The organism is Pseudomonas cyclaminis (assembly GCF_015163715.1).
Taxonomy (GTDB): Bacteria; Pseudomonadota; Gammaproteobacteria; order Pseudomonadales; family Pseudomonadaceae; genus Aquipseudomonas; species Aquipseudomonas cyclaminis.
Genome location: NZ_JADDUM010000025.1, coordinates 85754 through 97280, shown reverse-complemented (window position 1 = coordinate 97280; position 11527 = coordinate 85754). Strand labels below are relative to the sequence as shown.

The 11527-nt window shown below is 61.0% G+C and carries 9 protein-coding genes and 1 pseudogene; 2 read left to right on the top strand and 8 right to left on the bottom strand.

Annotated elements, in window-relative coordinates; all coding sequences use genetic code 11:
- Nucleotides 1-66: 66 nt before the first annotated feature.
- The 7 genes and pseudogenes from IQK56_RS03445 to IQK56_RS03415 all read right to left on the bottom strand — a co-directional run bounded on the left by IQK56_RS03445 (nucleotide 67) and on the right by IQK56_RS03415 (nucleotide 7978).
- Nucleotides 67-1458 carry a sigma-54 interaction domain-containing protein gene (locus IQK56_RS03445; RefSeq protein ID WP_150675719.1) on the bottom strand — a complete coding sequence of 464 codons (1392 nt, stop codon included), beginning with the start codon at nucleotides 1456-1458 and terminating at the stop codon, nucleotides 67-69.
- A pseudogene (locus IQK56_RS03440) lies at nucleotides 1455-3028 on the bottom strand (ABC transporter ATP-binding protein). The gene IQK56_RS03445 and the pseudogene IQK56_RS03440 overlap by 4 nt, the downstream one beginning before the upstream one ends.
- An 11-nt stretch (nucleotides 3029-3039) precedes the next feature.
- Complete coding sequence (locus IQK56_RS03435) at nucleotides 3040-4062, bottom strand: ABC transporter permease (RefSeq protein ID WP_193863726.1); 1023 nt, start codon at nucleotides 4060-4062, stop codon at nucleotides 3040-3042.
- Nucleotides 4062-5123: a microcin C ABC transporter permease YejB gene (locus tag IQK56_RS03430; protein WP_122306167.1), complete on the bottom strand. Its 1062-nt coding sequence runs from the start codon at nucleotides 5121-5123 to the stop codon at nucleotides 4062-4064. Before IQK56_RS03430 ends, IQK56_RS03435 begins: the two co-directional genes overlap by 1 nt.
- Nucleotides 5123-6982, bottom strand: coding sequence for an extracellular solute-binding protein (locus IQK56_RS03425; RefSeq protein ID WP_122306166.1), 1860 nt, complete (start codon nucleotides 6980-6982; stop codon nucleotides 5123-5125). The genes IQK56_RS03430 and IQK56_RS03425 overlap by 1 nt, the downstream gene beginning before the upstream one ends.
- Nucleotides 6983-7112: 130 nt before the next feature.
- On the bottom strand, nucleotides 7113-7394 hold the full coding sequence (locus IQK56_RS03420; protein WP_005788801.1) for a peptidylprolyl isomerase: 282 nt from the start codon (nucleotides 7392-7394) through the stop codon (nucleotides 7113-7115).
- 89 nt (nucleotides 7395-7483) lie between these two features.
- A complete protein-coding gene (locus IQK56_RS03415; protein WP_099583205.1) occupies nucleotides 7484-7978 on the bottom strand; it encodes a DUF1543 domain-containing protein in 495 nt (164 codons plus the stop codon).
- Nucleotides 7979-8084: 106 nt separating this feature from the next.
- On the opposite strand from IQK56_RS03415, the gene IQK56_RS03410 reads away from it, so the two are divergent.
- Nucleotides 8085-8906 (top strand): aldo/keto reductase, encoded by an 822-nt coding sequence (locus IQK56_RS03410; protein ID WP_150675723.1) that lies wholly within the window; start codon nucleotides 8085-8087, stop codon nucleotides 8904-8906.
- A gap of 53 nt (nucleotides 8907-8959) precedes the next feature.
- Here IQK56_RS03410 and IQK56_RS03405 read toward each other — a convergent pair whose 3' ends face one another.
- A complete protein-coding gene (locus tag IQK56_RS03405; RefSeq protein ID WP_099583207.1) occupies nucleotides 8960-9475 on the bottom strand; it encodes an Hcp family type VI secretion system effector in 516 nt (171 codons plus the stop codon).
- Nucleotides 9476-9949: 474 nt separating this feature from the next.
- Here IQK56_RS03405 and tssA point away from each other — a divergent pair, with 474 nt between their 5' ends.
- The gene (gene tssA, locus IQK56_RS03400) at nucleotides 9950-11497 is read left to right on the top strand and encodes a type VI secretion system protein TssA (protein WP_193863725.1); all 1548 of its coding nucleotides are present in this window, start codon (nucleotides 9950-9952) and stop codon (nucleotides 11495-11497) included.
- Nucleotides 11498-11527 lie beyond the last annotated feature (30 nt).

The window sequence follows — 11527 nt, the reverse complement described above, 5'->3', positions numbered from 1 at the left end:
CTGCCATCGGGGCAAGCCCTCCACAGTGATTGTCTTGATAGGGAGAATGTTGTCTCCTTTTTGAGATCAGGCGATGCCCAGGGCAACCATTTTTTTATACAGCGTCGACCTGCCGAGCCCCAACCGCCGGGCTGCCTCCACCACATTCCCATCACAGGCCTTGAGCGCTGCCCCAATCACCTGCCGATCGAACCGCTCCCGCGCCGCCGCGAACGTCTCACCTTCAACCGTCGCAACAGCGCCGCGCTCCACAGGGCTGAACGTGCCAATCGCCGCTCGAATCTCTTCGGCATTCAACACCAGGTCATCGCTCAATAACGCAGCTCGTTCCAGCACATTGCGCAGTTCACGGATATTCCCCGGCCACGCGTGTTGTGCCAGCAGTGCCAAGGCGTCGCGGTCCAGTTCGTGCTGGCTGCGCAGTTCTTCAAGGATCGCCTCGCTCAACGCCGGAATATCCTCCAGCCGATCACGCAGGGGCGGCACCTGGATCGGCAGCACATTCAGCCGGTAATACAAATCGGCGCGAAACTCACCGCGTTTTATCGCCGCTTCCAGGTCCATGGACGTGGCGGCAATCACCCGCACATCGCTGTGCAGCATTTCATTGGAGCCAACCGGTTCGAATTCCTTTTCCTGCAACACCCGCAGCAATTTGCTTTGCAGCGGCAGCGGCATATCGCCGATTTCATCGAGGAACAGCGTGCCGCCCTGGGCAATCTGGAATTTGCCGGGACGGCCCTTGCGATCGGCGCCCGTAAAGGCACCCGGCGCGGTGCCGAAGAATTCGGCTTCCAGCAGGTCATGGGGAATCGCCGCACTGTTGATGCTCACAAACGCCTTGTGCGCCCGTGGCGAGGCACCGTGGATGGCCTGGGCCAGCAACTCCTTGCCGGTGCCGGTTTCGCCGAGCAGCAACACCGGCGACTCGGCACTCGCACTGCGCCGGGCACGCCGCTTGACTTCGAGGCTGGCGGCGCTGGTGCCGATAAAGTGCGCGAAGTTGTACTTGCTCTGGCGTGAGCGCAGCAACGAGCGGGTAGAGGCCAACTCCTGCTGCATGCTCAGGTAGCGTTCGATCAGCGGCGAGAGGTTGCGCAGCTCATCAAACAGCGCAAAGCCAATCGCGCCGATCACCGCGCCGGCGTCGTTGTGGATCGGCAGGCGCATCACCACCAACGGGCCTTTGGGCGTGTCCTGGATGTCCAGCAGGATCGGCTGGTCGTTGCGCACGACCTGGCGCAGCAGGCTGTTGGCAATCACCTGTTCGCAAGGCTGGCCGATGGCTTCGTCCGCACGCTTGAGGCCGAAGCGCTTGGCGTAGCGCTCGTTCATCCACACGATGTTGGCGTCGCGGTCGACAATCACCGTGCCTTCGCTGGACTGCTCGATGATCTCGAACAGCGACTGGATCGCCAGGCCGCGAACCTGTTGGTAGTCCTTGAGGCTGGTGCTCATGTCGACAGTCCGCACGCCGCCGCCAGTAACTCCTTGGTGTACGGATGTTGCGGCGACTCGAACACATCATGGCTGGCACCATGCTCCACCACCTTGCCGTCCTTGATCACGATCATGTCGTGGGCCATGGCGCGCACCACGGCCAGGTCGTGGCTGATAAACAGGTAGGTCAGGCCGTATTTGTCCTGCAGTTCGCGCAGCAGCGCCACCACTTGCTTCTGCACCGTGCGGTCCAGCGCCGAGGTGGGTTCGTCCAGCAGCATCAGGGCCGGCTTGAGCACCAGGGCGCGGGCGATGGCGATGCGTTGGCGCTGGCCACCGGAAAACTCATGGGGGTAACGATGGCGGCTGGCGGGGTCGAGGCCCACGTCCTTGAGCACCTGGATCACCTGCGCGTCGCGGTCGGCGAGGCTGCACGGCGCATGGACTTCCAGGCCTTCGCTGATGATCTGCTGCACCGACATGCGCGGGCTGAGGCTGCGTACGGATCCTGGAACACCACCTGCATCTGTTTGCGCCATGGGCGCATTTGCTGGTGGTTCAGCGGGTCGAGGGCTTCACCCTGGAAGCGGATGCTGCCGCTGGAATCCAGCAGGCGCAGGATCGCCTGGCCCAGGGTGGACTTGCCCGAGCCCGACTCGCCGACGATCCCCAGGGTCTTGCCGCGCTGCACGCTGAGGCTGATGCCGTCCACGGCGCGCAGGTAGGTTTTGCGCCGAAACAGCCCACCGCCGAGGGGAAACTGTACGCTCAGGTCGTCGACTTCCAGCACCGTCTCGCGTGGATCGCTGCACAGCACATCGCCGGACGGCTCGGCGTCCAGCAACAGGCGGCTGTAGGGATGTTTCGGTGTGGTGAACAAGGTCTCGCAGTCTGCCTGCTCGACAATCTCCCCAGCGCGCATCACACATACGCGCTGGGCAATGCTGCGCACCAGGTTGAGGTCGTGGCTGATCAGCAGCAGCGACATGCCCAGGCGCTGTTGCAACGACTTGAGCAGCAGCAGGATCTTGCGTTGTACGGTCACGTCCAGGGCGGTGGTGGGTTCGTCGGCAATCAGCAGCTCCGGCTCACACGCCAGGGCCATGGCGATCATCACCCGTTGACGCTGGCCGCCGGACAGTTGGTGCGGATACGCCTTGAGGCGCTCCAGGGGTTTCTGGATGCCCACCAGTTCGAGCAGTTCGAGGATACGCGCCTGCGCCGCCTTGCCGCCCAGGCCCTTGTGCAGCAGCAGGGTTTCGCCGATCTGCTTTTCGATGCTGTGGAGCGGGTTGAGGGAGGTCATCGGCTCCTGGAAGATCATCGCGATGCGGTTGCCGCGCAGCTTCTGCAAGGTTGCCGCCGATGCGCCGATCAGTTCCTGGCCGCGATACTGAATGGAGCCCGTGGTTTCGGTGCCGGCCTCTGGGAGCAGCTGCAGGATCGAATGGGCCGTCACCGACTTGCCCGAGCCCGACTCACCCACCAGCGCCAGGCATTCGCCGGGGCGCACGTCCAGGCAGAGCTTGCTGACGACCGTCTGGCCGCTGAAGGCGACGCTGAGGTCGCGGATTTCGATCAGGTTCATTAGGGACTCACTCATGAACGTGGGTCGAAGGCGTCACGCAACGCCTCGCCGATAAAGACCAGCAGCGACAGGATCAGCGCCAAGGTGAAAAACGCCGTCAGGCCCAGCCACGGTGCCTGCAGGTTCTGCTTGCCCTGGGCGATCAGTTCGCCCAGCGACGCGCTGCCCGCCGGCATGCCGAAGCCGAGGAAGTCCAGGGCGCTCAAGGTGGAAATTGCCCCGGTCAAAATAAACGGCAGGTAGCTCAAGGTGGCCGTCATCGCGTTGGGCAGGATATGCCGGCGGATGATCTTGCCATCGCCCAGGCCCAGCGCCCGTGCGGCCTTGACGTACTCCAGGTTGCGCCCGCGCAGGAACTCGGCGCGCACCACATCCACCAGGGCCAGCCAGGAAAACAACGCCATGATCCCCAGCAGCCACCAGAAATTCGGTTCGACAAAGCCCGACAGGATGATCAGCAGGTACAGCACCGGCAAACCGGACCACACCTCAAGCACGCGCTGGCCGATCAAATCCACCCAGCCGCCGTAGTAACCCTGCAAGGCCCCGGCGGCAATGCCGATGGCCGCGCTGATGGCCGTGAGCGCCAGGGCGAACAGGATCGACACCCGCGCACCGAAGATCACCCGCGCCAGTACATCGCGGGACTGGTCGTCGGTGCCCAGCCAGTTCACCGCCGACGGTGGGCTTGGGGCAGGGCGGGTCAGTTCGTAGTTGGGTGTGTCATCGCCGAACGGAATCGGCGGGAACAGCATCCAGCCGCCGTCCTGCTTGATCAGCTTTTGCACGTAGTCACTGCGGTAGTCGGCCTGGAACGGCAACTGGCCGCCGAACTGCTGTTCGGTGTAGCGCTTGAACACCGGGAAATACAGCTCGTTCTTGTAGCTGAGCGCCAGGGGCTTGTCGTTGGCGATCAGCTCACCGCCGAGGGTCAGGATAAACAGGCCGATAAACAGCCACAGCGACCACCAGCCACGGCGGTTTTTCTTGAAACGCTCGAAGCGTCGGCGAGCGACAGGCGGCAGATTGAGCATCAGGCGTTCCTCGCGGCGAAGTCGATACGCGGGTCCACCAGGGTGTAGCAGAGGTCACCGATGAGTTTTATCAGCAGGCCGAACAGGGTGAAGATAAACAGCGAGCCGAACACCACCGGGTAATCCCTTGAAACGGCCGCTTCGTAGCTCATGCGACCGAGCCCATCCAGGGAGAAAATCACCTCGATCAGCAACGAACCGGCGAAAAACACGCTGATAAACGCCTGGGGAATCCCCGAGATCACCAGCAACATGGCATTGCGGAACACATGGCCGTACAGCACGCGTCGCTCGCTCAAGCCTTTGGCCCGTGCAGTCACCACGTATTGGCGGGTGATTTCATTAAGGAACGAATTTTTGGTGAGAATGGTCAGGGTGGCAAAGCCGCCGATCACCAACGACGTCACCGGCAACACCAGGTGCCAGAAGTAATCGGCAATCTTGCCCACAGTGCTCAGTTCTTCGAAGTTTTCCGAGACCAGGCCGCGCACCGGGAACCAGTTCAGTGAGGTGCCGCCAGCGAACACCACGATCAGGAACATCGCAAACAGAAACGCCGGCATGGCATAGCCGATCACGATGGCGGTGCTGCTCCACACATCAAAACTGCTGCCATGGCGCACCGCCTTGCGAATCCCCAGGGGGATCGATACCAGGTAGGTGATCAGCGTGGCCCAGAGGCCCAGCGAGATCGTCACCGGCATCTTTTCCAGAATCAGGTCGATCACCGTCGAGCCGCGAAAGAAGCTATTGCCGAAGTCCAGCTGGGCATAGCTCTTGAGCATCAGCCACAGGCGTTCCGGTGCGGACTTGTCGAAGCCGTACTGTTTTTTGATGTCCTCGATCAGCTTCGGGTCAAGGCCCCGGCTGGACCGCGAGCCGCTGCTGATGCCTTCGCCGGATGAGCCGCCGACGCCACCGCCGCCAATCCCCTGCAAATGGGCGATGGCCTGTTCCACCGGGCCGCCGGGCGCGGCCTGCACGATCACGAAATTCACCAGCAGGATGATCACCAGCGTCGGGATGATCAACAGCAGGCGCCGCACGATATAGGCAAACATCAGCGCGCTCCTCCGCGTTTTTTCAGTTCGGCGTTCATCTGTTCATTGGTCAGTGGCGTGGGGCTGATTTCCCACCAGGTTTCCAGGGCTTCGTCGTTCCTGGCCTCGATGGCCGGGCGCCCGAAACGGTTCCACCACGCAGCGGACGTGCCGGGCGGGTAGTAATTGGGGATCCACAGGTAATTCCATTGCAGCACGCGGTCCAGGGCATGGGCGTAGGTGAGCATCTGCGCCTGGGTGTCGGCTTTGACCAGGCCCTTGATCAAGGCGTCGACTGCAGGGTCCTTGAGCACCATGTAGTTGTTCGCGCCGGAGTCGAAAGCGGCGCTGGAACCAAAGTAGTTGTACAGCTCCATGCCCGGGGAGGTAGTGACGGGGAACCCGGTGACGATCATGTCGTAATCGCGCGACATCAGCCGGTTCACGTACTGCGATGAGTCGATGCGACGGATATTCAGGGTGATGCCAATCTGCGCCAGGTTGCGCTTATACGGCAGCAACAGACGCTCCAGACCGGCTTGGGCATTGAGGAAGGTGAACTCCAGCGGTTCGCCTTCGGCGTTTACCAGCTTGTCACCGTCGGGTTTCCAGCCGGCTTCTTCCAGCAGGGCCAGGGCTTGCAGCTGCTTGTCGCGGATCATGCCGCTGCCGTCGGTGACCGGAGCCTTGAACACCTGGGTAAACACCTCATCGGGGATCTGCCCGCGCAGCGGTTCGAGAATCGCCAGTTCTTCCGGGGTGGGCAGTTGAGTCGCCGCCAAGGGGCTGTTGGAGAAGAAGCTCTGCTGACGAATATATAAAGAGCGCATCATCTGGCGGTTGGCCCATTCGAAATCCCACAGCATCGCCAGGGCCTGGCGCACACGGCGGTCCTTGAAGATCGGCTTCTGCACGTTGAACACATAGCCTTGGGCCGGTTGCGGCATGTCCTTGGCCAGGTGGGCGCGTTGCAGACGGCCGTCATCCAGCGCGGGACCGTTGTAGCCGATGGAGTAGCCGGTCGCGGAAAACTCGCGATTGAAGTCGTACGCGCCGCCACGCAGCACTTGGCGGGCCACTTCGGTGTCGCCGAAGTACTCCAGGCTCAAGTGATCGAAGTTGTACAGGCCACGGCTGACGGGCAAATCCTTGCCCCACCAGTTCGGGTCGCGGGTAAAGGTGATGGTATTGCCGGAGTCGATTTTGCTGACCTTGTACGGGCCGCTGCCCAACGGGGCTTCGTAGCCACCGCCGTTGGCAAAGTCGCGAGTCTTCCACCAGTGCTCGGGAAACACCGGCAGGGTGGCGATATCCAGGGGCAAGGTGCGGTTTTCATTGCTGGAAAAGTCGAAGCGTACCTGGCGCTCGCCTTCCACTTCGACGTGTTTGACGTCGGCGAACAGCGTGCGAAAGCGCAGGCTGCCCTGGGTCATCAACAAATCGAAGCTATAGCGTACGTCTTCGGCGGTGATGGGTTTGCCATCGGCAAAGCGCGCCTTGGGATTGAGGTAGAAGCGCAGGGACAGGCCGTCTTCGGCGCGTTCCATCTTTTCTGCGACCAGCCCGTAGACCGTATAGGGCTCGTCCAGTGAACGCAGGGCGAGGGGCGCGTAAAGCCAGCCATCAACCTGTGACACGCCGATGCCTTTGTCGATGTATGGCAACACGTGGTCGAAGCGCCCGATTTCAATGGCCGAGCGCCGCAGGCTGCCGCCCTTGGGCGCGTTGGGGTTGGCGTAGTCGAAATGGGTAAAGCCGGCAGGGTACTTGGCCGGTTCGCCGTACACCGTCAGCGACGGTTGCGGCGCCGCGATCACGGCGGTGCTGGCCAGCAGCAGGGCGAGGGTGGAGCGAAATAGAGTCGAAAAGGCCAATCGCATTATCAGTCTTGAGCGCCGGAAGAACAGGAATAGGGATTTGTACGCTAACGGCATCAGCGTCGCCAGTCATCACATGCACAACGGCCCACCAAAAGGCGGGCCGTTGTTTATCGCATCAGCGCGGACTGGATCAGTCCTGGCGGCTGGTGACTTCCAGCAGGTGATAACCGAACTGGGTTTTCACCGGGCCTTGCACGGTGTTGACCGGGGCGCTGAATACCACGGTGTCGAATTCTTTAACCATTTGGCCTGGACCGAACGAACCCAGGTCGCCGCCTTGACGGCTGGATGGGCAGCTGGAGTTGGCTTTGGCGATTTCTGCGAAATCGGCGCCGCCTTCAATTTGGGCCTTGAGTTCGTTGCACTTGTCTTCAGTGGAAACGAGGATGTGACGGGCGGTGGCTTTGGCCATGGGGAGTAACTCCTTGAGTAAAAAGGGTGAGCCTACCGGATTCAGGCGGTTATTTCCTGGCAAAGTTCCCGGTATTTGATCGGTTGGGTTCAGGGCAGCACGATATAGTCGTTGCGCTGCAGGATTGCCCGGTGCGGCGCCTGGACAAGGTGCAGGTAGCGCCCATCCACCAGGTCGATGGGCAGGCAGTCGTCGATATCCAGCACACCATCGGTATGGGCCTGGGACCAATGTCCGCGCATCTGCTGCTTGCCCATGCCCATGGCTTGCTGTTTGTTGCGGGCGACCACCAGCAGGTAATGGTGGGCCTCGCCAAAGGTGTTCGCTTCATAACCGCCCAGGTTGATGAAGTACAGGTGATGCGCGTCCGCCTGGGGTGCCAGATGGCTGAGTTCGACCTTCCAGCCGTCGACGCCATCCACGGCCATCCACGAGTCGATATGCACGCCCTTGGGGCTGCCGAACCAACCGTCGCGCAATTGCGGATAAGTGGCCTCCAGCGTATCCGCAGCAGCGAACACCACATCGTGCACTTCGATTTTCGCCCTGGGGTGCTTGCCCCCGAGCATCACGACAAACAGCATTGCGGGTCTTTCCTCGCGACTTGGCAAAGGGCAACCATACTGCGATTGAACCCTTTTGTCCGACCAATGCCACACTGTTTATCCGCGAACTCATCAGGAGGTTGTCATGCGTACCATTGATCTGGCGGGTGTTCCCGTCCCTGTCATCGGCCAGGGAACCTGGCGCATGGGCGAAAACCCGGACCAGCACCGCGCTGAAGTCGCGGCGTTGCAACTGGGAATCGACGAGGGCATGACCCTGATCGACACCGCTGAAATGTATGGCGAGGGCGGCGCCGAGACGGTGGTCGGCGAAGCCATTCGCGGCAAACGTGACCAGGTGTTCCTCGTGAGCAAGGTGTACCCGCACAATGCCAGCCACAAGGGCGTGCCGCGTGCCTGCGAAGCCAGCCTCCAGCGGCTGGGTACTGACTACATCGATCTTTACCTGCTGCACTGGCGTGGCCAATACCCGCTTGAAGAAACCGTTGAAGCGTTTGAGCGCCTGCGCGAAGCCGGCAAGATCGGCCGTTGGGGCGTCTCCAATTTCGACGTGGCAGACCTGCAAGAGCTTGCGTCCCCTGCCTGCGCAACCAACCAGGTGCTCTACAACATCGAAGAGCGCGGCATCGAATTCGATCTCTTGCCCTGGTGGCAGCAACATCACCTGCCGTTGATGGCGTACTGCCCAATAGCTCAGGGCGGTGGGCTGTTGTCCAGTGCGACCCTCAAGCAGATCGCCCATCGTCATGAGGCCACACCGGCCCAGGTCGCCCTGGCCTGGGTGTTGCGCCAAGAGGGTGTGATCGCCATCCCCAAGGCCGTTTCGCCGGAGCACGTGCGACTGAACGCCGCCGCCGCCAACCTGCTGCTCGACGAGCATGACCTCGACGCCATCGACCGTGTATTCGGCGCTCCCAAGCGCAAGCACCCGCTGGCGATGGTTTGACCGGCGCGCAGAAACGGCGCCGTCCGTGGCGGCCGTTTCTGCGCGAGCCCGAGTTAACCGGCTACCGGGCTGCGCCAGTCATCCGACCCCGACGTGCCGGACACTTCGTGGGTCCACACGATCTTGCGATAGGTGAAGTACACGTCCTCCAGATGTGTGAAGTGGGCATTGTCCGGGTCTTGGCAGTTGGGCATGCGCGACTGGATGTCTACAAGGGTGGCGCCCTCCAGCTCAATGGTGAAGTAGTGTTCCTGGGTGCCGGCCGAGGACGTGCGAAACCATTCCAGCCGGCACTTGACCTCTTCACCGCTGGTCAATGCGCTGAACAGCAGTGGCGACGACTTATCGAAGACCTTGCTGACCATCAGCGGCTTGTGCACCCGCTGGCCCGTTGGCTGACCCGACTGTGGGTCGCGGGGAATGATTACCTGATGGGAAAACGCCTGCACCAGAATCTGGTCCTCATGGCCTTCCTGAAAAATATTCCCTACCGAGTCCTGGGTAAATGTGCCTGCCGTGATCAAACCTTGTTTTACACCGGTGATAGAGAGATACGCGGGTGTTGGCATGACTGGTTTCCTTGCCTGATTAAAAAGTAATTCCAACCGGCAACTGCGCCGACTGGTCAAATGCCTATAACAAGAACTGTGCCGGAAAGTGCGCAGACTAATAAAAACAAGGGGCTGCGATCGCAGCTGGCTAGATGTGACGAGTTGTGTGCGAGTTTTAGCGGTTTTATAGGAATGTATTTGCGCATAAGTGCGCATTTGGTTGCTCATGTCTCCCTGTGCCGGGTAATTAGTCTCCTGAGTGGCTTGGGCGGTTTATCGCGTTTTTACTGCGCAAAAATCTGCGCAGGCCCTGTTTTCATTGGGGTGTAGGATGTTTCTTAAGTTTGCTTCCGATGCTTGATGAATGGGATTTGCATGGCTAATGTTTTTGAACTTCGTGGCGGCATTACGAAGTTCGGATGGCATTCTGATGCGGCTGCTTAGTTCGCTTGGTCTGTCGATAATGTATCGATCAGTCGCATACGGTTTCAAATGGACTATTCAGAAAAGCGCTGCGCTTATTACCGTGAACTTGCCCAATTACCCTGTTCTCCAACAAGTTTTGCGGGCAGCGATATGCGCTTTTCGGCTGAATACGAAGCTCTGGAAGCCGAACTGGGAAAGGGGCAGTCCATACATGGTGCCGGCCAACCGGATTGGCAGAAGATCCTCGAGACCAGCGAGTCCCTGTTGCGCGAGCACTCCAAGGATCTGCGGGTGGCCGTCTGGTTGACCTGGGCGTTGCACCAGCGCGAGTCCTTTGCCGGGCTCCTGGCAGGTCTCGGTTTGCTGCGCCAGCTGTGTGAGCATCACTGGTCGGCGGTGTATCCAAAAAAACTGCGTACCCGTGGCGCTGCGTTCGGCTGGTTGGTCTTGCGCCTTGAAACGCTGGCGACGCAAAACCTTTCGCTTCAGGACCAGCAACCTGTATTCCGAGCTTTACTTGAGCAGTTGGCGCGCCTTGATGAGCTGTGGGCCGAGCATCTGACGGATGACGCGCCGTTGCTGCTGCCGATTCGCAGGCAATGGGACCAGCTGTTGGCTCGCGCCGCGCAAGGCCAAACGCCTGCCGCGGGGGCGGGCAGTGTGATCGCCCAGGTCAAACAGGCTGCGACTGAACGGCTTGAGGCCGAGCCGACGGTAAACAACGAAAAAGACGCGCATAAATGTCTGCGTGCTTTACAGGAACAGGCCCGTCCATTGTGTGCCTGGTGGTTACGCCAGAGCGCCACCGACCTGCGTGCCTTGCGCCTGAATCGGACACTCGCATGGCTGGCTCTCGTCAGCTATCCGGACGCCGACAGTGAGCGGGTCACGGCGCTGCGCGGCCCTGCGCCCGACAAACTCAAGCGGTATCACGAGCGTTTTGCCCAAGGCCATCATGCTGACTTGATCCTTGAACTTGAGGCCAGTTTCTCAAGCGCGATGTTCTGGTTCGACGGCCTGCGCATGCTCTGGCAATGCCTTGAAGCCCAGCAGGCCGGCCTGGCCATGACCGAGCTGGAAGTGAGCTTTGCCCTGTTGCTGCAACGCTTGCCCGATCTGCCGGAGTTTCGCTTTTTCGATGGCGCGCCCTTTGCCGACGCCATGACCCGCGACTGGATTGCCCTGCACGTTTCCCCTCATCTGCAATCGCCGGAGGCCCCCGCCGTGGTGGTTGATGCTGAGCCATGGGAGCTCGCCTTGCAGAACGTGGCGCCCCGGTTGCGCAAGGACGGGCTCAAGGCAGCGGTACAGGAACTCAAGCAGGGCTTGCATGCCGCCCGCGGAGACCGCGCCCGATTTCATTGGCGTCTGGCTCAAGCCCGCGTGTGCGCACAGGCGGGCAAGCATGAGCTGGCGAAGATTCAGCTGGAACACCTGGATCTCGAACTCCAGCGCACGGGCCTGGAGCGCTGGGAGCCGGAGCTGGCCCTTCAGGTAACCCGACTTTTGTACCGCTGTTGCGACCTGATGCCCCAAGACCACGCCGTGCGCGAGCGCAAGGAAGACACCCATCGCAGGCTGTGCCTCTTCGATCTCGAAGCGGTACTTGAATAGGCTTTCGAGCCATCCATGAAAGGAGAAATA